At 75.9% G+C, this 19,272-nt stretch carries 20 protein-coding genes and 1 pseudogene; 18 read left to right on the top strand and 3 right to left on the bottom strand.

Going from position 1 to position 19,272, the window contains the following annotated elements:
- Nucleotides 1–138: 138 nt before the first annotated feature.
- From WJX68_RS21495 to WJX68_RS21515, 5 genes are all read left to right on the top strand, one after another.
- Complete coding sequence (locus WJX68_RS21495; RefSeq protein WP_340293950.1) at nucleotides 139–1,779, top strand: acyl-CoA carboxylase subunit beta; 1,641 nt, start codon at nucleotides 139–141, stop codon at nucleotides 1,777–1,779.
- Complete coding sequence (locus WJX68_RS21500) at nucleotides 1,779–2,036, top strand: acyl-CoA carboxylase epsilon subunit (RefSeq protein ID WP_340293952.1); 258 nt, start codon at nucleotides 1,779–1,781, stop codon at nucleotides 2,034–2,036. Before WJX68_RS21495 ends, WJX68_RS21500 begins: the two co-directional genes overlap by 1 nt.
- 185 nt (nucleotides 2,037–2,221) lie before the next feature.
- Complete coding sequence (locus tag WJX68_RS21505; RefSeq protein ID WP_340293954.1) at nucleotides 2,222–2,719, top strand: hypothetical protein; 498 nt, start codon at nucleotides 2,222–2,224, stop codon at nucleotides 2,717–2,719.
- Between the two features lie 39 nt (nucleotides 2,720–2,758).
- Nucleotides 2,759–3,907 carry a sensor histidine kinase gene (locus tag WJX68_RS21510; RefSeq protein ID WP_340293956.1) on the top strand — a complete coding sequence of 383 codons (1,149 nt, stop codon included), beginning with the start codon at nucleotides 2,759–2,761 and terminating at the stop codon, nucleotides 3,905–3,907.
- Nucleotides 3,904–4,554, top strand: a complete 651-nt coding sequence (locus tag WJX68_RS21515) for a response regulator (RefSeq protein ID WP_340293958.1) — start codon at nucleotides 3,904–3,906, stop codon at nucleotides 4,552–4,554. Before WJX68_RS21510 ends, WJX68_RS21515 begins: the two co-directional genes overlap by 4 nt.
- Before the next feature lie 101 nt (nucleotides 4,555–4,655).
- On the opposite strand, the gene WJX68_RS21520 is transcribed toward WJX68_RS21515, so the two are convergent.
- From WJX68_RS21520 to WJX68_RS21530, 3 genes are all read right to left on the bottom strand, one after another.
- Entirely contained in the window at nucleotides 4,656–5,150 is a 495-nt protein-coding gene (locus WJX68_RS21520) for an FmdB family zinc ribbon protein (RefSeq protein ID WP_340293960.1), read from the bottom strand.
- Between the two features lie 62 nt (nucleotides 5,151–5,212).
- A complete protein-coding gene (locus WJX68_RS21525; RefSeq protein WP_340293962.1) occupies nucleotides 5,213–6,508 on the bottom strand; it encodes a hydroxyacid-oxoacid transhydrogenase in 1,296 nt (431 codons plus the stop codon).
- Complete coding sequence (locus WJX68_RS21530; protein WP_340293964.1) at nucleotides 6,508–7,320, bottom strand: N-acyl homoserine lactonase family protein; 813 nt, start codon at nucleotides 7,318–7,320, stop codon at nucleotides 6,508–6,510. The genes WJX68_RS21525 and WJX68_RS21530 overlap by 1 nt, the downstream gene beginning before the upstream one ends.
- A 138-nt stretch (nucleotides 7,321–7,458) precedes the next feature.
- Here WJX68_RS21530 and WJX68_RS21535 point away from each other — a divergent pair, with 138 nt between their 5' ends.
- The 13 genes and pseudogenes from WJX68_RS21535 to WJX68_RS21595 all read left to right on the top strand — a co-directional run.
- Entirely contained in the window at nucleotides 7,459–9,279 is a 1,821-nt protein-coding gene (locus WJX68_RS21535; RefSeq protein WP_340293966.1) for a helix-turn-helix domain-containing protein, read from the top strand.
- 9 nt (nucleotides 9,280–9,288) lie between these two features.
- Complete coding sequence (locus WJX68_RS21540) at nucleotides 9,289–9,909, top strand: Maf family protein (RefSeq protein WP_340293968.1); 621 nt, start codon at nucleotides 9,289–9,291, stop codon at nucleotides 9,907–9,909.
- Complete coding sequence (locus tag WJX68_RS21545) at nucleotides 9,902–10,360, top strand: nuclear transport factor 2 family protein (protein ID WP_340293970.1); 459 nt, start codon at nucleotides 9,902–9,904, stop codon at nucleotides 10,358–10,360. Before WJX68_RS21540 ends, WJX68_RS21545 begins: the two co-directional genes overlap by 8 nt.
- Nucleotides 10,361–10,389: 29 nt before the next feature.
- Nucleotides 10,390–11,274, top strand: coding sequence for a sulfurtransferase (locus tag WJX68_RS21550; RefSeq protein WP_340293972.1), 885 nt, complete (start codon nucleotides 10,390–10,392; stop codon nucleotides 11,272–11,274).
- Nucleotides 11,271–11,705: a SufE family protein gene (locus WJX68_RS21555; RefSeq protein WP_340293974.1), complete on the top strand. Its 435-nt coding sequence runs from the start codon at nucleotides 11,271–11,273 to the stop codon at nucleotides 11,703–11,705. Before WJX68_RS21550 ends, WJX68_RS21555 begins: the two co-directional genes overlap by 4 nt.
- A 167-nt stretch (nucleotides 11,706–11,872) precedes the next feature.
- Complete coding sequence (locus WJX68_RS21560; protein ID WP_340293976.1) at nucleotides 11,873–12,793, top strand: TIGR04222 domain-containing membrane protein; 921 nt, start codon at nucleotides 11,873–11,875, stop codon at nucleotides 12,791–12,793.
- Between the two features lie 116 nt (nucleotides 12,794–12,909).
- Nucleotides 12,910–13,746 (top strand): MbnB/TglH/ChrH family RiPP precursor modification enzyme, encoded by an 837-nt coding sequence (locus tag WJX68_RS21565; protein WP_340293978.1) that lies wholly within the window; start codon nucleotides 12,910–12,912, stop codon nucleotides 13,744–13,746.
- Nucleotides 13,743–14,156 carry an SCO6045 C-terminal-like domain-containing protein gene (locus WJX68_RS21570; RefSeq protein ID WP_340293980.1) on the top strand — a complete coding sequence of 138 codons (414 nt, stop codon included), beginning with the start codon at nucleotides 13,743–13,745 and terminating at the stop codon, nucleotides 14,154–14,156. Before WJX68_RS21565 ends, WJX68_RS21570 begins: the two co-directional genes overlap by 4 nt.
- A gap of 161 nt (nucleotides 14,157–14,317) precedes the next feature.
- Nucleotides 14,318–16,096: an acetyl/propionyl/methylcrotonyl-CoA carboxylase subunit alpha gene (locus WJX68_RS21575; RefSeq protein ID WP_340293982.1), complete on the top strand. Its 1,779-nt coding sequence runs from the start codon at nucleotides 14,318–14,320 to the stop codon at nucleotides 16,094–16,096.
- A 68-nt stretch (nucleotides 16,097–16,164) separates the two neighbouring features.
- Nucleotides 16,165–16,701, top strand: a complete 537-nt coding sequence (locus WJX68_RS21580) for a GNAT family N-acetyltransferase (protein WP_340293984.1) — start codon at nucleotides 16,165–16,167, stop codon at nucleotides 16,699–16,701.
- Nucleotides 16,702–16,916: 215 nt separating this feature from the next.
- Nucleotides 16,917–17,414 carry a hypothetical protein gene (locus WJX68_RS21585; protein ID WP_340293986.1) on the top strand — a complete coding sequence of 166 codons (498 nt, stop codon included), beginning with the start codon at nucleotides 16,917–16,919 and terminating at the stop codon, nucleotides 17,412–17,414.
- Nucleotides 17,415–17,580: 166 nt separating this feature from the next.
- On the top strand, nucleotides 17,581–17,910 hold the full coding sequence (locus tag WJX68_RS21590) for a hypothetical protein (protein ID WP_340293988.1): 330 nt from the start codon (nucleotides 17,581–17,583) through the stop codon (nucleotides 17,908–17,910).
- Nucleotides 17,907–19,272, top strand: a pseudogene (locus WJX68_RS21595) (PPE domain-containing protein); the annotation flags it as partial. The gene WJX68_RS21590 and the pseudogene WJX68_RS21595, both read left to right, overlap by 4 nt.

A 19,272-nucleotide genomic window follows, 5' to 3' on the forward strand; every position in this document is an offset into this window, starting at 1 on the left:
CACCGTAACGGCCCGGCACGCGGCGGCGGACGGCGGCGCGTGCACGGATCGGTAACGGTGTCGACGGGGGGACCCCCGGTCGGCTGCGGCGGACGTCACCCCCGGGCCGGGGCTACTCGCGGGTTAGGCTCCGCTCTCATGAGCGCCGCAACGGAGCCGATGGCGACCCCGGACAGTGGTGGGGCAGAGCCCGACATCCACACCACGGCGGGCAAGCTCGCCGACCTCTACCAGCGTTTCGACGACGCGGTCCACGCCGGTTCGGCGGCCGCGGTCGAGAAGCAGCACGCGAAGGGGCGGCAGACCGCCCGCGAGCGGATCGACCAGCTGCTCGACCCCGGCTCGTTCGTCGAGCTGGACGCGCTGACCCGGCACCGGTCCACGAACTTCGGGATGGACGCCAAGCGCCCGTTCGGCGACGGCGTCGTGACCGGCACCGGCACCATCGACGGCCGCCCGGTCGCGGTGTTCTCCCAGGACGCCACGGTGTTCGGCGGCGCGCTGGGCGAGGTCTACGGCGAGAAGATCGTCAAGGTCATGGACGTGGCCGCCAAGATCGGCTGCCCGGTCGTCGGCATCAACGACGGCGGCGGCGCCCGCATCCAGGAGGGCGTGGTCGCCCTCGGCCTCTACGGCGAGATCTTCACCCGCAACGTCCGCAGCTCCGGCGTGATCCCGCAGATCTCGCTGATCATGGGCCCGTGCGCGGGCGGCGCGGTGTACTCCCCCGCCATCACCGACTTCACCGTGATGGTCGACGAGACCAGCCACATGTTCATCACCGGCCCGGACGTCATCAAGACCGTCACCGGTGAGGACGTCGACATGGAGGAGCTCGGCGGCGGCCGGGCCCACAACTCGAAGTCCGGCGTCGCGCACTACCTGGCCGGCGACGAGGCCGACGCGCTGGACTACGTCAAGCAGCTCCTGAGCTTCCTGCCGTCGAACAACCTGTCCGAGCCGCCGTCGTTCCCCGCCTCCGAGCCCGTCGAGGGCTCGATCGAGGACGGGATCATCGACTCCGACCGCGAGCTCGACACGCTGATCCCGGACTCGGCGAACACGCCCTACGACATCCGCGAGGTCATCAACCGCGTCGTCGACGACGAGGACTTCCTCGAGGTCCAGGAGCTGTGGGCGCCGAACATCGTGATCGGCTACGCCCGCGTCGAGGGCCGCAGCGTCGGCATCGTCGCCAACCAGCCGACCCAGTTCGCCGGCTGCCTGGACATCGACGCCTCGGAGAAGGCCGCCCGGTTCGTGCGGACCTGCGACGCGTTCAACATCCCGGTGCTGACCTTCGTCGACGTGCCCGGCTTCCTGCCCGGCACCGACCAGGAGTGGAACGGCATCATCCGCCGCGGCGCGAAGCTGATCTACGCCTACGCCGAGGCGACCGTCCCGAAGGTCACCGTGATCACCCGCAAGGCCTACGGCGGCGCCTACGACGTCATGGGCTCCAAGCACCTCGGCGCCGACGTCAACATCGCCTGGCCGACCGCGCAGATCGCCGTCACCGGCGCGCAGGGTGCGGTGTCGATCCTGTACCGCAAGGACCTCAAGGGCCTCGACGGCGACGAGCTCGCCACCAAGCGCGCCGAGCTCCAGCAGGACTACGAGGACACCCTCTGCAACCCCTACATCGCCGCCGACCGGGGCTACATCGACGCGGTCGTCCCGCCGTCGCACACCCGCGGCTACGTGGGACGGGCGCTGCGGATGCTGTCCACGAAGCGGGAGCAGGGCCCGACCCGCAAGCACGGGAACATCCCGCTCTGATGGCCGCCGAGGAGCCCACCGACGAGGCCACCGAGCAGTCCCCGGAGCAGCGCCGCGCGCTGTTCCGGGTGGTCCGCGGCGCCCCGGACGACCACGAGCTGGCCGCGCTGACCGCCGTGGTCGCGGCGGCGGCGAGCGCCGGCGGTCCGCCGGAGCCGGTGCGCACGCCGGACCCGTGGTCGCACCCGGCGGCCCAGCTGCGCGCGCCGCTGCACGCCGGCCCGGGCGCCTGGCGGGCATCCGGCCTGCCGCGCTGACACCCCGCAGACCGACGCCCGGTCCCGGCACCCCGCGTGCCGCGGCCGGGCGTCGTCGCGTGCGGGACCGCCGGGACGGGGTCGCGGCGCCGGCGTCTCCACCCCCGGGTGGAGCCCGCTGATCCACCCCGGATCGGTCCCGGCGCCGACGCGACGGCCCCCTCCCGCGGGCGATCGTGGTCGCCATGGACACCACCATCTCCCTCGTCGTCACGGTCGCGATCGTCGGCCTGGTCCTGGTCAAGCAGTTCCGCGGGCGGTTCGTCGGCGGCCGCGACCTCGTGCTGCCGTGCGTCGTCATGGGCATCGGGGTGCTGACCGTCGCGCAGGCCCACCCGGCCGTCACCACGGCCGGGGTCGCCCTGCTCGCCGCGGAGCTCGTGCTCGTCGCCGGGCTGGGCGCGGTGCGCGGCTACGCCTTCCGGCTCGGCACCCGCGACGGCTGGGCGTACCGCAGCGGCTCGGCCGCGCTGCTGGCCGCATGGGCCCTGACGATCGCGGTGCGGCTCGGTGCCGGGTTCCTCGGCGCGGCCGCCGGGGCCGGTCTGCTGCTGTCGACGACGTCCGCGCTGGTCTTCGGGGGCAGCCTGCTCGTGCAGAGCCTGGTGCTGCGCCACCGGGTGGCCGCCGCCGGGCTGCCCCTGCACCCCGGCCGCGGGCGTCGCGCCCGGGCCGCGGTCTGAGCGCCCCGGCCACCGCGCCCGCTGTGCCAGAGTGACACCGTGAGCACCCGCTCGGACGTCGACCGGTCCCCGCTGTTCGGGGTGCCGCGCCGGCTGGTCTCGCTGATCTGGCTGCCGATCGTGCTCGCCCTGCTGTTCCTCACACCCGGGCAGGGCGTGGCCCCGGCCTGGCTCTGGGCCGGGCTGGTGCCCGCGGTCGGCGGCTGGCTGCTGTTCGCCCTGCGCCGCGAGCTCTCGCCGCCGGCGACCGTGCTGACCAGCGTGTTCCTCGCCGGCGGGGGCATCGTGCTGCTGGCCGGGTCCGACGGGTGGACGACGTCGGCGGCGTTCCCGATGATGGCCGTGTTCGTCGCGGCGATGCGGCTGCCCTACCGGGCCGCGCTGCTCGTCGACGTGCCGCTGATCGCGGTGACCACGATCGTCGTCGGGCCCTACGGCTCGGTGTGGGACGTCCTGCTCGTGGTGGCCGCGCTGACCGCGATGGTGCTGTTCGGCTTCGGCCGGCGCGACGCCCGCCGCCGCGCCGAGGAGCACGAGAAGGCGCTGGTCGCCGACGCGCGGGCCCGCGAGGAGCACGCCCGCGCCGAGGCGATCGCCGACCGCGCCCGGGTCGCCCGCGACGTCCACGACGTGCTCGCCCACTCGCTGTCGGCGCTGGCCGTGCAGCTGCAGGGCGCCCGGCTGATGGCGCTGCGCGACGGTGCCGCCCCCGACACCGTCGCCCAGATCGAGCGGGCCCAGCGGCTCGCCTCCGACGGCATCACCGAGGCCCGCCGCGCCGTGCGGGCGCTGCGCGAGGGACCCGGCCCGGTGGACGTCGCCGGGGAGCTGCGCGAGCTCGGCCGCGCCCACCCGGGCGCGACCGTGGACGTCGACGAGGGACTGCGGCTGGGCGCCCGCGAGGGCGAGACCGTGCTGCGGACCGCGCAGGAGGCGCTGTCCAACGCCCGCAAGCACGCCCCCGGCGCGCCCGTCACGGTGTCCCTGCGCCAGGACGGCGACGGCGCCGAGCTGGAGGTCGTCGACGTCGCCGGCGCCCCGCCCCCGCCCGGCGACGGCGCGGGGTCCGGCCTGACCGGGATGGCCGAGCGGGCCGCGCTCGTCGGCGCCGAGCTGGAGACCGGCCCCACCCCGGACGGCTGGCGGGTGCGCCTGCTGCTGCCCGCACACGGCAGGATCGCACCGTGAGCGCGCTGCGGGTGGTGCTGGCCGACGACCAGCGGATCGTCCGGGACGGCCTGGCCACCGTCCTGGGCCTGCTCGAGGGCATCGAGGTCGTCGGCACCGCCGCCGGCGGTGACGAGGCCGTCGGCCTGGTCGCCGGGCTGGCCCCGGACGTGCTGCTCACCGACCTGCGGATGCCCGCGGGGGACGGCGTCGCCGCCACCCGCCGGGTGCGCGCGGAGCACCCGGGCACCGCGGTGGTCGTGCTCACCACCTACGTCGACGACGACGCCGTCGTCGACGCCATCGCCGCCGGGGCCTCGGGCTGGCTGTCCAAGGACGCCGACGCCGAGGCCATCGCCCGCGCCCTGCGCTCGGCCGCGGACGGCGTGTCCACCGTCGACGCCGCCGTGCTGTCGCGGCTCGTCGCCGCCCGCGCCGGGTCCGCACCGGCCACCCCGGCCGAGCCCCCGGACGGGCTCACCCCGCGCGAGGTGGAGGTCCTCGGCCTGATCGCCGAGGGCCTGTCCAACACCGAGATCGCCCGGCGGCTCGTCGTCGGCGAGGCGACGGTGAAGACCCACGTCAACCACCTGTTCGCCAAGACCGGGCTGCGCGACCGGGCCCAGGCCGTCGGCTACGCCTACCGGCACGGCCTCGCCGGCCGCTGACGCCGTCTCGCGCGGCGCGGCCCGGCGTCCACACCCCTGGCCGGTCCCCACACCTGTCGTGACGGGTGTGGGGACCGGCCGGGGGGTGTGGATCCGGCGGGTCAGTCGGTGGTGGTGCCGGTGGCGGGGGGTGTCGGTGCGGAGGTGTGGCCGTGCCCGTGCCCGTGGCCGTGGCCGTGGCCGTGGCCGTGGCCCTGCTTGGCCGCCACGCCCGCGCCGGGCATGGGGGCGGTGCCGCCGATCCGGATGTCCCCGGCCCGCAGCGGGGCGTCGTGGTACTTGCCCTCGTGCGCCAGGATCGGCCGCTGGTCCCCGGCGATCTCCGGGTACTTCTCCTCCAGCCGGCGCCGCTGGTCCCAGGTGCGGCGCATCGAGTCGATGTACTCGCTGTTGCCGTTGTAGACGCCCTTCCAGGTCTGCGGCATCTCGTCCTTGGACAGGCCGGGGCTGGCCTGCCCGCCGAGCGCGAACCCGGCCGGGACCTTGGTGGTCTCGCCGCCCCCGCAGACCGGGCACGGCGGGGTGTGGTCGTCCGACATGGACGCGAGGTGCTCGAAGCGGGATCCGCACGTGCACCGGAAGACGTAGATCGGCATCTGCTGCTCTCTCCTCGGCGCCCGCCGGTGGCCCCGTACGGGTCCACCGGCGGGCGCGGGGGTCACCAGTTCTCGACGGACTTCGTGAGGATGTCGGCGATGTCGTCCTCGGTGGGGGTGCGCGGGCACGTCGCGAGCAGCCGCTGCTGCTTCATCGTGCCCGGCACCAGGTCGGGGACGTCGGCCTCGGTGTACCCGACGCCGCCGATGCCGTTCGGGATGCCGATGTCGCGCATCAGCCGGGTCAGCACGCCCGGCAGCTGCTCGCGCGGGTCGTTCACCTTGTCCGCCCGCGGGTCCATCAGCTCCGCCGCCCGCAGGTGCCGCTCGGGGGCGGAGTCGAAGGAGAACCGGAACGCCTCCGGCGCCGTCAGCGACACCGACTCCCCGTGCGGGACCATCGCCTCGTCCTGCGGGTAGCCCTGCGGCCGGTAGTCCTTGACCATGCCGGCGATCGGGTAGGCGTTGGCGTGCGGGATGTGCACGCCGGAGTTGCCGAAGCCCATCCCGGCGAACGTCGCGGCCATCATCATGTCCGAGCGGGCCCCGACGTCCTCGGCGCCGCGCTCGACGGCCGTCCGGAACGACTTCGCCAGCAGCGACATCGCCTTCTCGCACCACAGGTCCGAGACCGGGTTCGACCCGCAGTAGGTCACCCGCTCCTCGGGCTTCTTGCGGTCGAAGGTCGTGTAGTACCGCGCGGTGTAGCTCTCCACCGCGTGGCAGGTGATGTCCATCCCGGCCGCCGCGGTGACCTGCGGCGGCAGCGTCATCGTCAGCAGCGGGTCGATGACGGCCAGGGTCGGGCGCAGCCGCCAGTGGCTGATCCCGGTCTTGACCTTCATCGACAGGATGTCCAGCACGCACATCGCGGTGGACTCCGAGCCGGTGCCCGCCGTCGTCGGGACGGCGATCAGCGGCTTGAGCTGCCCGGGCGGCACCTTCGCACCGCCGATCGGCTTGTTGATGTAGTCCATCAGCTCGCCCGGGTGGCTGGTGAGCAGGTTGATGGCCTTGGCGGTGTCGATCGCCGACCCGCCGCCGACGGCGACGAAGCCGTCCCACGGGCCCTGCGCGCGGGCGTACTCGGTGGCCTTGTTCATCGAGTCGTCGGTCGGCTCGACGTGCACGCCGTCGAAGATCTCGGACTCGATGCCGTAGCGGGACAGGTTGTCGGCCAGGCGCTGCGGGGCGCCGAGCGCGTTCACCCCCGGGTCGGTGACGATCAGGACCCGCGACACGTCGTAGGCCGACATCTCGAAACCGACCTCGTCGATCGCCCCGGCGCCGAACTTCAGCGGGGGCGCGCCCCAGGTGAAGATCGTCTCCTCGGTGAGCTCGGGAACCTCGAACGTCATCAGGTGTACGACCCCTCCGGTGCCTTGCGCAGCTGGTGGATCTGCTCGGCGTCGTGGCCGAAGACCATCTGCGCGTTCGTCTGCTCCTGGATGCCGCGCAGCTTCTCCACCGAGGAGAACCAGTCCTCGAGGTTGTTGACGATCGCGGCGGGCGCGGCGGGCGGGCCGTAGCTCTCGCCCATGTACACCGCGTCGGAGGTGAAGATCATCGTCCCGGTGTCGGGGAGGTCGACGCGCATCGACATGCAGCCGGGCGTGTGGCCCGGGGTCTGGATCATGCTGACCCCGGGGAGCAGCTCGACGTCGCCGGAGACGATCTCCCAGTCGATGCCCTCGTAGTCGGCCTTGAGGTGGGCACCGTTGAACGGGCCCTCGAAGCCGAGCGCGAACTCCTTCTCCTTGTCCGAGCAGATCATCTTCGCGTTCGTGTTCTTGAACATCTGGGCGTTGCCGGCGTGGTCGAAGTGCAGGTGCGACAGCACGACGTAGTCGATCTCGTCGAGACCCACGCCCATCTTGTGCAGCTGCTTGTCGAGGTACTCGTCGTCGGCGACCTGGTCGTAGGGGAAGAACTCCTGCAGGCCCGTCGGCGCCCAGCGGGTCTCCCAGTCCGACGGGCAGCTGGTGTCCCACAGCAGCTTGCCCTCGTCGGTCTCGACCAGGACGCAGTGCGTCGGCACCTCGACCCAGTCGATCGGGGCGTCCTTCTCCGCGCGTGGCTTGATGCTGACACCGGGCTTGAGGAGCAGGAACGGGAGGTTGGCGTGCATCGCCCCGCAGGGGATGACGCTCAGCTTGTTCGCCGTGGCCATGAGGAGTCCCTTCGTCACTGGAGGGGTGCTGGCAGCTCGTTGCCGGGCCAGTCTCGGGAAGCCCGGGCCCACCGTCCATGGTCGTATGCGCCTGTCTTGATCGCAGGACATGGCAGCCGGACACATAGGATCACCGCCATGCGGCAGGTCCCGTCGTTCCCCGAGCCGAGCCCGGACGCGGTCCTCACCGCCGTCGGCGACACCGCGGTGGACCTGGCCAACGTCGGGGAACGCGAGGTCATGCTCGGCGCGGTGCTGCGCCGCACCCGGGCCCTGCTGGACGCCGACATGGCCTACCTCAGCCTCAACGAGCTGCACTCCGGCACCACCTGGATCGAGCTGACCGACGGCGTGCGCACCCCGGAGTACCGGGCGATCCGGATGCCGTTCGGCACCGGTGTGCTCGGCCGGGCCGCCGCCGGCGCGGAGACGGTCGCGACCGCGGACTACCTGGCCGACCGGGCCCTGAACCATCTCGCGGCGATCGACACGATCGTGCGCGGCGAGGGCGTCCGGGCGATCGCGGGCGCCCCCATGCGGCTCGGCGGGCGGGTCGTCGGCGCGCTGCTGGTCGCGCACCGCACGCCCCGCCTCCTGGGCCCGGCCGCCCGCGCCGCCCTGGAGCACATGGCCGTGCAGGCCGCACTCGCGCTCGAGCAGACCCGGCGCGGCGAGGAGATCCGCCGGCTGCGGACCACCCGCGACGACGGCTCCGACCCCGGCGCCCGGCTGCGCCTGGAGCACCTCGTCCACCTCGACGAGCGCCTGATGGGGGCCATGGCCGGGTCCACCGCCGAGGCCGCGGGGGTGTTCTCGGTCCTGGCCGAGTCGCTCGGCCACCCGCTGTCGCTGCACGACCCGTCCGGCGCCCTGCGGACCGGACGGCGGCTGCTCACCCCCGACCAGCTGTCCGGCGACCGGCTGCGGGCCGCGGTCCGCACCTCCCAGCAGGGCGGCGGGGTCGCGATCGCGCACCTGCCCGACGGCGGGACCTACGCCCTGCTCGCCATCACCACCGCCGGGGAGCACCTCGCGACCCTGGTGATGGAGGGGGCCGACGACGACGCCGTCGCGCGGCTCGCGCACGCCTCGGCGTTCGTGACGGTGGCGCTGCTCGTCGAGCGCGCGCTGGCCGAGGCCGACGAGGCCGCCCAGACCTCGCTGGTCGAGGAGCTCGTCGACAGCCGGGTGCCACCGCGGCCGACGCTGGGCGCGCGGCTGGCCCCCTACGGCGTCTCCCCCGTGGCGCCGGCGACCGTCCTGGTCGTCGACACCGACCCGGGCACCGGCCGCGACGGCGCCCCGCCGGTCGACACGGTGACGGTCGCCCGCGCCGTGCGGGCCCTGGACGGGGCCCTCCGCTGGCTGGTCTCGGTGCACGACGGGCACGTGTGCGTGATCGCGGCGGGTCCCCGCGGGGGCGACCCGGCCGCCGTGGTCTCCGACGGCCTGGCCGCGGCCGGGGCGCCCGCGCTGGTCGGCTCCGCGCGCAGCGCGAGCGGGAGCCCGTCGGACCTGCGGCGCGCGCACGCCGAGGCCGCCGACGTCGCCGCCGCGGCGCGGGCGCTGGGCAGGCGGACCGGGCACGCGGACTTCGCCTCCCTCGGCGCGGTCGGGGCGGTCGTGCGGGACCGGACCGGGACGACGTCGCGGGAGATCGTGCGCCGCCACCTCGGCCCGGTGCTCGACTACGACCGGCGGCGGCGCACCCGTCTCGCCGACACGCTCTGGCACTGGTTCACCGCCGGGGAGCTGCTCGCCCCGGCCGCCGAGGCGCTCTCGGTGCACCCGAACACCGTGCGGCAGCGCCTCGAACGGGTCGACGACCTGCTCGGTGGGGCGTGGCGGACGCCGGAGGGCCGCTTCCACCTCCACCTCGCCCTGCGCCTGCACCGGGTGAGCCGGGACGCGACGGCCGACGCGGGCCGCGTGTCGCCGGAGCACGCGACGGGCCGGTAGCGTCGGACCGTGCGACTGGTTCTCGCGTCCGCCTCCCCCGCCCGCCTGTCCGTGCTGCGCGCCGCCGGGGCCGACCCGGCCGTCGAGGTCTCCGACGTCGACGAGGACGCCCTGCTCGACGCCCACCCCGACGCCGACCCGGCCTCGAAGGTGACCCTGCTGGCCGCGGCCAAGGCCGCGGCCGTCGCCACCCGGCTGGACGGGGACCACGTGGTCGTGGGCTGCGACTCGATGCTGCTCGTCGACGGCGAGCTGGTCGGCAAGCCGCACGACCCCGAGACCGCGCGGCGCCGCTGGAAGGCGATGGCCGGGCGCACCGGTGAGCTGCTGACCGGGCACGCGGTGCTGCGGCTGTCCGGCGGCGCCGTCGCGGCGGAGGCCGAGGGGCACGCCGCCACCGGGGTGCGCTTCGCCGAGCCGACCGACGCCGAGCTCGACGCCTACCTCGCGACCGGCGAGCCGCTGAAGGTCGCCGGCGCGTTCACCCTCGACGGGCTGGGCGGCTGGTTCGTGGAGGGCATCGACGGCGACCCGTCGAACGTCATCGGGATCAGCCTCCCGCTGCTGCGCCGCCTGCTGGCCGGGGTCGGCGTGTCCGTGGTCGACCTCTGGAGGAGCCCCGGTGCCTGACGGGTCCCGTCCCCCGTTCCCGCCCTTCGACGAGGCCGCGGCCCGGCGCAAGGTCCTCGCCGCCGAGGCCGCCTGGAACACCCGCGACCCGGAGAAGGTGGCGCTCGCGTACACACCGGACACCGTGTGGCGCAACCGCGACACCTGGCTGCACGGCCGCGCCGAGGTCGTCGCCTTCCTCACCGCCAAGTGGGAGCGCGAGCGCGACTACGCGCTGCGCAAGTCGCTGTGGACCTTCGGCGGCGACCGGATCGCGGTCCGCTTCCAGTACGAGTGCCGCGACGCCGACGGCCGGTGGTGGCGCAGCTACGGCAACGAGAACTGGGAGTTCGCGGAGAACGGGCTCATGCGCCGCCGGGAGGCCAGCATCAACGACCTGCTGATCACCGAGGCCGAGCGCCGGATCCACGGACCGCGCGCCGACGGGGACACGACCGACATCCCCGTGTGAGTGCCGGCCCGCGTGGTTACCCTGCGGCCATGACTGTCGGACACGACCCCGACCCGAAGCTCGCCGAGTACGCCCACCCGGAGCGCCTGGTCACCACCGCCTGGCTGGCGGACCATCTCAAGGACCCCGGCCTGGTGGTCGTGGAGTCCGACGAGGACGTGCTGCTCTACGAGACCGGGCACGTCCCCGGCGCGGTGAAGGTCGACTGGCACACCGAGCTCAACGACCCCGTCACCCGCGACTACGTCGACGGCACCCGCTTCGCCGAGATCATGTCCGAGCGCGGCATCGGCCGGGACACCACGATCGTCGTCTACGGCGACAAGAACAACTGGTGGGCCGCCTACGCGCTGTGGGTGTTCTCCCTGTTCGGCCACGCCGACGTCCGCCTGCTCGACGGCGGCCGTTCCAAGTGGGTCGCCGAGGGCCGCGAGATGGTGACCGACGCCCCGGCCCCGGAGCGGGCCGACTACCCCGTCGTCGAGCGCGACGACACCGCGATCCGCGCCTTCAAGGACGACGTGCTCGCCCACCTGGGCAAGCCCCTGGTCGACGTGCGCTCCCCGCAGGAGTACACCGGCGAGAAGCTGCACATGCCCGACTATCCGCAGGAGGGCGCCGTGCGCGGCGGGCACATCCCCGGCGCCGCGAGCGTGCCGTGGGCCCGTGCCGCCGCCGAGGACGGCTCGTTCCGGACCCGCGCGGAGCTGTCGGCCATCTACGAGCAGGAGCAGGGCCTGTCGGGCTCCGACGAGGTCGTCGCGTACTGCCGCATCGGCGAGCGCTCCAGCCACACCTGGTTCGTCCTGACCCACCTGCTCGGCTTCGACCACGTCCGCAACTACGACGGCAGCTGGACCGAGTGGGGCAACGCGGTGCGCGTGCCGATCGCCCAGGGCGAGGAGCGCGGGTGAGCCTGCCGCCCGAGCTCGCCGAGCTCGTCGACGACTTCGGCGCGGTCGGGCCGAAGGACCGGCTGCAGCTGCTGCTGGAGCTGTCCCAGGAGCTGCCCGACCTGCCGGAGCGCTACGCCGACGCGGCGGACACCATGGAGCAGGTCCACGAGTGCCAGTCGCCGCTGTTCCTCGCCGTCGAGGTGGAGGACGGCGACGACCGGCCGGTGCACCTGTTCTTCTCGGCACCGAAGGAGGCCCCCACCACGCGCGGGTTCGCCTCGATCATGGTGACCGGGCTCGACGGGCAGCCGGCCGCGACCGTGCTCGCCGTGCCGGACGACTTCTACACCGACCTCGGCCTCGCCGAGGCCGTCAGCCCGCTGCGGCTGCGCGGCATCGCGGCGATGCTGGCGCGCATCAAGAACCAGGTCCGGGCCGCCACGGCCTGACCCCCGATCGCCACTCCCCGCGACGGCCGGGGTCACCCTGGGTGACCCCGGCCGTCGTCGTGTGCGCCCCAACCTCAAGTCCGGCTCAAATCGGGGACTCGGACGAGTGAAGGGGCGCACACTGCTTCGAACGACGAAGTGTCGCCTCACCGCAGGGGGTGGTCGAGATGGGCACGAACCTCACCGGGGACACCTGGGGCATCCCGGGGTCCACGTTCCTGGTCCTCTACGTCGTCGTGCTGACGGTCACGGTGGCCGCCGGGGTGCACCGGCGCGCGCGGATCGCCCACGGCGACCCCCGCGGCGCCCAGTCGCTCGACGGTCGCCCCGAGGACGTCGCGTACCTCAACGGCGGACCGGAGCTGGCCGTCTACGCCGCGCTGTCGGCGATGCACGTCGACGGCAGCCTGCTCACCTCCGGCCGGACGACCGGCCAGGTCCGCGCGGGCCGCCCGCCCGGCCACGGGGCGACACCGCTGCAGCGGGCGATCCACCGCGCCGCGCAGCGCCTGACGCCCGGCCGGATGCTGCACACCCACGAGCCGGTCCGCACCGAGCTGGTGCGCATCGCGCAGCGGCTCGAGACCGCGGGGCTGCTGCTGTCCCCGGACGAGCGCTCGCGCCACCGGGCCGCCGCCTGGCCGATCGCGCTCGTCGCCGCCGCGGGCGCGGTCCGCGTCGTCGCCGGCCTCGGCAACGACCGCCCGGTCGGCTTCCTGCTGGTCCTGGTCGTGATCGCCGCGGTGGTGGCCGTCGTGCTCGCCGGCCGGGTGCCGGCGCGGACCCGCGCCGGGGACGCCGCCCTGGGCGTCGTGCGCGACCGGCACGCCGCGCTCGCCCCGTCGATGCGCCCGGACTGGACGGCGGTCGGGCCGGCCGCGGCGGCGCTGTCGGTCGGCGCGTTCGGGGTCGGCGCCCTGCTCGCCGCGGAGCCCGCGTTCGCCGAGGAGATCGCCGCGCAGAAGGCGGCCACCCTCGGCGGGGTGCCCGCCACCGGCGGGTCCGGCGGCAGCGTCTCCGCCGACGGCGGCAGCAGCTGCGGCGGCGGGGGCGGCGGCTGCGGCGGCGGGGGCGGCTGCGGCGGCTGAGAGCCGGCCGGACGGCCGGAACAGGACTGCCCCGGGGGGATCCGGGGCCGCCGTCCCCGCAGCTCCGCCGAGGGGGGTGCAGAGCTGCGGGGACGGCCCGCTCACCGGAGGTCGGCATGGACGGTGGCCCGCGGGGCACCGGGGTCGGGTGGCGGACGGGCATCGCCGCCGTCCTCGACGACCTGGACGGCCTCGGCTTCCACGAGGTGATCGCCGAGTCGCTGCACCCCGGCGCGGTCCCGGGGTCGCTGCGGCGCCGCCCGGTCGTCGTGCACGGGGTGCGGCTCTCGCCGGGCTCGCCCGACGGCGTCGCCCCGGACCGGGTCGCGCACCTGGCCGCCTGCGCCGAGGCGACCGGTGCGGTGCTGGTGAGCGAGCACATCGCCTTCACCCGCGCGGGCGGGATCGAGACCGGGCACCTGCTGCCGCTGCCGCGCACCCGCGAGGCCCTCGACGTGCTCGCGGCCAACGTCGCCCGCACCCGCGCCGAGCTGGCCGTACCGCTGGCACTGGAGCCGATCGCGGCGCTGTTCGACTGGCCCGACGACGAGTTCGACGAGGCCGGCTTCCTGCACCGGCTGCACGACCGCACCGGCGCGCCGCTGCTGCTCGACGTGGCGAACGTGCACGTCAACGCGGTCAACCGCGGCCGGGACCCGCGCGCGGAGATCGACGCGCTGCTGGCCGGGCTGCCGCCGGGCGCCGTCGCGTACTGCCACGTCGCGGGCAGCGCCGTGCACGACGGGCTGCTCCACGACACCCACACCGACCCGGTGCCCGGCGCCGTCCTGGACCTGCTCGCGCACACCGTCGCGCAACTGCCCGGGCCGCCCGCGGTGATGCTGGAGCGCGACGGCCGCTACCCGCCGGCCGCCCGGCTGCGCGCCGAGCTGGACGCGGTCGCGGCGGCGGCCGGGCACCGCCCGCCGCTGCCGGCGGGCGGTCCGCGGTGAGCGCGCCCCCGTCCGGCGGGGACCTGGCCCGGCGGCAGGCGGCGCTGGTCGCCGCGCTCGTCGCGGGCGGCGCGACCCCGGCCGGGTTCGACCCGCAGCGCCTGGCCGCGACGCGGCGGGCGCTGCTGCGCAAGCGCGCCGGCCTGGTCGCGGCGGCCTGGCCGCTGCTGGCCGCGGGTGCGGGCCCGGCCTGGCAGGAGCTGTTCGACGCCCGATTCGCCGGTGTCGCGCCGTACGGGGCCGAGCGGGAGGGCTGGGACCTGGCCCGTGAGCTGGCCGCGGCCGGGCGGCTCGGCCCCGGGGCGCTGCGCGAGCTCGCCGCCCGCGAGGCCGCGTCGCGCTACGACGGGCGCACCGCCCCACGGCCGCGACCGGTGCTCGCGCGGTGGTGGCGCGGACGTCCGCGGTGACGGCGGTCTCGTTTCCGAATCGATCATGCGGCACCCGATGGGGTCAGACGTTGCCATCGCCACAGTCCCTCCCCGGGTTTCTGCCGGGCCCGACTTCTACACTCCCCGGTAACCCTGCGCCGGAGCATCGGGCCGGCGCGCGCGACCGGAGGAGTTCCACCGTGCCCGCACTGCGCAAAGTGCTCGTCGCCAACCGGGGAGAGATCGCCGTCCGCGTGATCCGCGCGGCCAAGGACGCGGGGCTCGCCAGCGTCGCCGTCTACGCCGACCCGGACCGCGACGCCATGTTCGTCCGGCTCGCCGACGAGGCCTTCGCGCTGGGCGGCTCCACCGCCGCCGAGTCCTACCTCGACATCGAGAAGGTCATCGGCGCCGCGACGCAGGCCGGCGCCGACGCGATCCACCCCGGCTACGGCTTCCTGTCGGAGAACGCCGACTTCGCCCAGGCCGTGATCGACGCCGGCATCACCTGGATCGGGCCGTCCCCGCAGTCGATCCGCGACCTCGGCGACAAGGTGACCGCCCGCCACATCGCCCTGAAGGCCGGCGCCCCGCTGGTCCCGGGCACCAAGGACCCGGTGAAGGACGCCGACGAGGTCATCGCCTTCGCCGACGAGCACGGCCTGCCGGTCGCCATCAAGGCCGCCTTCGGCGGTGGCGGGCGCGGCATGAAGGTCGCCCGCGAGCGCTCGGAGATCGCCGAGCTCTACGAGTCCGCGGTCCGCGAGGCCACCGCCGCGTTCGGTCGCGGCGAGTGCTTCGTCGAGCGCTACCTGGACAAGCCGCGTCACGTCGAGACCCAGGTGCTCGCCGACCAGCACGGCAACGTGGTCGTCGTCGGCACCCGGGACTGCTCGCTGCAGCGCCGCTTCCAGAAGCTCGTCGAGGAGGCGCCCGCGCCGTTCCTGACCGACGAGCAGAAGAAGACGCTGTACGACGCGTCGAAGGCCATCTGCACGGAGGCCGGCTACTACGGCGCCGGCACCGTCGAGTTCCTCATCGGCCAGGACGGCATGATCACCTTCCTCGAGGTGAACACCCGCCTGCAGGTCGAGCACCCGGTCTCGGAGGAGACCACCGGGATCGACCTGGTCCGCCAGATGTTCCGCATCGCCGAGGGCCAGGAGCTGGACTTCGACGGCGACCCGGAGCCGCGCGGCCACGCGATCGAGTTCCGGATCAACGGCGAGGACGCCGGGCGCAACTTCCTGCCGGCCCCGGGCACCGTCGAGCGGATCTGGTACCCGGCCGGCCCGGGTGTCCGGATGGACGCCGGCGTCGAGGACGGCTCGGTCATCGGCGGGCAGTTCGACTCGCTGCTGGCGAAGCTGATCGTGTGGGGCAGCGACCGGCAGCAGGCCCTGCAGCGGGCGCGGCGCGCGCTCGGCGAGTTCACGGTCGAGGGCATGGCGACCGTCCTGGAGTTCCACCGTCTGGTCGTCGAGGACCCGGCCTACGCCGCGGAGACCCTCGAGGACTTCACCGTGCACACCCGCTGGATCGAGACCGAGTGGGACAACACCGTCGCCCCGTTCGAGGGCGGCGCGGGCGCGGACGAGGAGTCCGGCGAGCGGCAGACCGTCGTCGTCGAGGTCGGCGGGCGACGCCTGGAGGTCTCGCTGCCCGGTGACCTCGCCCTCGGCGGGGGCGGCTCCGGCGGCGGCGCGGCCAAGGCGGCCCCGCGCAAGCGCGGCGGCAAGGGCGGCGGCGGGACGAAGGCCTCCGGCGACGCCGTCACCGCGCCCATGCAGGGCACGATCATCAAGGTCGCCGTCTCCGAGGGCGACACGGTCGAGGCCGGGGACCTGATCGTCGTCCTGGAGGCGATGAAGATGGAGAACCCGGTCACCGCGACCAAGGCCGGCACCGTGACCGGCCTGGACGCCGAGCAGGGCGCCTCGGTCACCCAGGGCACCGTGATCTGCGAGATCAAGGACTGAGCCCGCTGGACCCCGTCGAGATCAACGCCGGGGCCTGGTACCTGCGCGGACCGCGCCTCGACGGCCGGGTGGACGACCGCCCGGCCGTCGCGGCGTCCTGCCGGGACGGTGAGATCCGGCGCTGGCGCAACCGTCCGGACCCGGCCGCCCCGGACTTCGACGAGCAGGTGAGCGCGCACGTCGCGGACCGGATCGACGGCTGGGCCCGCGGCACCCGCTGCGCCTGGGCCGTCGCCGAGCCGACGACCGGCGAGATGCTCGGCGAGGTCACCCTGGAGCAGCTGGACCTCGTCCACGGCACCGCGGAGCTGCGCTGCTGGACGCTGCCCGGGGCCCGGGGCCGCGGCCTGGCGGGCACCGCGGCCGGGGCGGTGGTCCGCTTCGCGTTCGGCGGGCTCGGGCTGCACCGCGTCACCTGGCTGCACGCCGAGCCGAACCGGGCGTCCGCCGCCGTCGCCGCGGCGCTGGGGTTCACCCCGGAGGGACGGCTGCGACAGGCCTGGCCGGTCGACGGCACCCGCGTCGACGTCCTCGTACTGGGGCGGCTCGCGACCGACCCGGTCCGCGCCGTGGCTCCGGGCGGCGGTCCGCTCACGGACCGTTGACCGGCCGGGCCCCGGCGGCCTAGCGTTCGTGCTGTCGCGCACGTCGAACGGCGCCCGCGGCACGCACGTCACAACTCCACAGCCGACCCGTGTGCCCGATCCACGGGGCCCGGAACTGCCGCCACGCGGAGTACCGCGCCGCGGATCCCCTCACCACGCCGGCCCTGCCGCGCCGTGAGCCGTCCCAGTTCGACCGAGACGTCACAGGATCCGTCATGCCCCCCGAGTCCCACACCGCGTCGTCGATCCACGTCACGACGCACGTCCACACCGACGGCCCGATCCCGGGCCCGCACTCCCTGCTCACCCTGACCTCCTCCGCGTACGGCGCGGGCGGGGTCCTGATCGGCACCTTCTCCGCCAACCTCCGGGAGCTCCCGGGGGCCACCCTGCACCCGACCGCGCTGGCCGGCTGGCGCACCCGGGCCGAGGACTGGCTCCTGACGCGGCGGGCCTCGCGCCCGCCCGGACAGGTCGCGAACGACTACGCAGCCTGGGTCACCGACCTGGGCCCGCGGACGCTGTTCGTCGCCGACCCGGAGGAGCCGGACCACCTGTTCTGCTACTGGTACCTGCAGCGTTTCGCAGGCCGGTGGCCGTTCGCGGGGACCGTTCCCGCGACCGTCGGAGCAGCCACGCCCTGGGCCCCGCCGCCGTGCCCGCTCCGCGGGTGCGCCCCGGCCGGGGCCGGGGTCCGGGCCCCGGCGGCCTGACCCGCGACGCGCACCCCCGTCCGCACCGGCACGCCCGGCGCGGGCGGGGGTGTCGTCGTCGGGGAGGTTCGCGATCGCGACGGGCCCGCGCGGAACGCCCGCGCGGCGGCGCGGGGCCGTCCTAGCGTGCGCGCGTCCGTGACCGCCCGCCGCACCGGAGGCCGCCGTGCCCGACACCCACCCGGACCTGCGCGTCGACCCGTCCGCACCGCCCGGGGCGGCCGGGGCGCTCGACCGCGCCGCGACGCGGCTGGCGGCCGCGCTGCGCACCCTCGACGCCGACGCCCGCCGGGTCGAGCCCTGGCTCGGCGACCCCGCCAGCGCCGAGGCCGCCGCCCGCTACGCCGCGCACGCCGCCGACGGGCCGGACGCCGCGATCGAACGCCTGCGCGCCCTGCACGCCGAGCTGCTGCGGGCGCGCGACGCGGCCGGGGCCGCCGGGCGGGCCTACCGCGGGACCGAGGAGTCGGTCACCGCGTCGCTGGACGTCCGGTGAGCACGCCGCGCTGGGCGGGGCGCAGCCACGCCGAGATCGTCGCGAGGGTGGCGGCGGGGCCGGGCCCGTCGGCGTCGGCGGGCGCGGAGCGGGCCTGGCGCGACACCGCCGCGGCCCTCACCGACGCCCACCGCGAGCTCACCGGGCAGGTCCGCGCGCTGCCCGGCGGCTGGACGGGGACCGGCGCCGACGGGGTCGCGGGGGCGCTGGGCGCGCTCGGCGGCTGGGTCGCCGGCGCCGCCGCCGACGCCGGGCGTACCGCCGACGCGCTGGCCGCGCAGGCCGGGCTCGCCGCGGACCTGCGGGCGCGGATGCCCACCGCGCCGGCGGCCGGGCCGCCGGAGACCGCACCGGCCGGGGCCGCGCTGCTCGACGACTGGGCCGCCGCCGACGCCGCGGGAGGGAACGCGGCCGGCCGGGCCGCCGAGCTGATGGCCCGCTACGACGACGACACCCGCGCCACGGGTGCCCCGTGGACCGGCTGGGCCGCGGCGCCGGTCGTGACCCGCGACGGCGACGGCGGGCCACCACCCGGCGGCCCCGGCCCGGTCCCCGCCGGGGACGCGCCCGGCGCGGCGACGGGTGCGGGCGCGGTCGTCGCCTTCGGCGGGCTCGGGCTCGGCGGGGTCGCCGCGGCCGTCCTGAGCGGTGGCGGACCGGCCGGGGTGCCCGGGGCGCGCCCGGTGGACGTCGGCGGGCCGGACGTGCGGGCCCCCGGCGGGTCGCCGCCGGGGCCGGACGACCCCGGTGCCGGCGTACCCGCAGCCGGCGGGCCCTCCCCGGCGGGGGACCCCGGCCCGGTGCCGGGCGCGGGTCCCGGCGGCGTCGGGGCCGGCGTCGGTGCGGTCGTCGCGACGGGCTCCGGGCCGGACGGCGCCGGGATCGCCGTGACGGCCGGGGTGCTCGCGGGCGGGGCCCTGCTCGGGTCCGGGGTGCTGATCGGGGCGACGGTGCGCGGCGAGCGGCGGCGCGGGCGGGTCCCCGACGGCCCACCCGTCAGCGACGGGCCCCACGGGACGGACGGCACCACCGGCGACAGCACCGACGACAGCACCGGCGCCACCAGCGGCGCCGAGCACCGGCCGCCCTCCGGCGACGCGACGACCAGCGGGACCCGGGCCCCCAGCGGGCACGGTGCACCGGACGGAGCGGGATCGGCCGGGTCCCGGCCGGTGGCCCCGGCGGCCCCCGGGCACCCCGCTGCCGCCGGTGCCGACGGCGGTCCGGGCACCGCGGCACCGGGCGGGGGCGGGCTCCCCGGGGACGGCACGGGCCCCGTGGACACCGGCACCGGCACCGGCACGGGCTCCGGGGCGGGCCCCGGTCCGGGCGGCGGAGCGGTCACCGCCCCCGGTGCCTCCT

Origin of the sequence: Pseudonocardia spirodelae (assembly GCF_037727765.1) — a bacterium.
Classification (GTDB): domain Bacteria; phylum Actinomycetota; class Actinomycetes; order Mycobacteriales; family Pseudonocardiaceae; genus Pseudonocardia; species Pseudonocardia spirodelae.

Excerpts from the sequence above, each read along its gene's own strand:
- WJX68_RS21550 (WP_340293972.1), top strand. The coding sequence starts at position 10,390 with ATGACTGTCGGACACGACCCCGACCCGAAGCTCGCCGAGTACGCCCAC.
- WJX68_RS21530 (WP_340293964.1), bottom strand. The coding sequence starts at position 7,320 with ATGGCCACGGCGAACAAGCTGAGCGTCATCCCCTGCGGGGCGATGCAC.
- WJX68_RS21585 (WP_340293986.1), top strand. The coding sequence starts at position 16,917 with ATGCCCCCCGAGTCCCACACCGCGTCGTCGATCCACGTCACGACGCAC.
- WJX68_RS21525 (WP_340293962.1), bottom strand. The coding sequence starts at position 6,508 with ATGACGTTCGAGGTTCCCGAGCTCACCGAGGAGACGATCTTCACCTGG.
- WJX68_RS21505 (WP_340293954.1), top strand. The coding sequence starts at position 2,222 with ATGGACACCACCATCTCCCTCGTCGTCACGGTCGCGATCGTCGGCCTG.
- WJX68_RS21520 (WP_340293960.1), bottom strand. The coding sequence starts at position 5,150 with ATGCCGATCTACGTCTTCCGGTGCACGTGCGGATCCCGCTTCGAGCAC.
- WJX68_RS21565 (WP_340293978.1), top strand. The coding sequence starts at position 12,910 with ATGGACGGTGGCCCGCGGGGCACCGGGGTCGGGTGGCGGACGGGCATC.
- WJX68_RS21500 (WP_340293952.1), top strand. The coding sequence starts at position 1,779 with ATGGCCGCCGAGGAGCCCACCGACGAGGCCACCGAGCAGTCCCCGGAG.
- WJX68_RS21495 (WP_340293950.1), top strand. The coding sequence starts at position 139 with ATGAGCGCCGCAACGGAGCCGATGGCGACCCCGGACAGTGGTGGGGCA.
- WJX68_RS21560 (WP_340293976.1), top strand. The coding sequence starts at position 11,873 with ATGGGCACGAACCTCACCGGGGACACCTGGGGCATCCCGGGGTCCACG.
- WJX68_RS21535 (WP_340293966.1), top strand. The coding sequence starts at position 7,459 with ATGCGGCAGGTCCCGTCGTTCCCCGAGCCGAGCCCGGACGCGGTCCTC.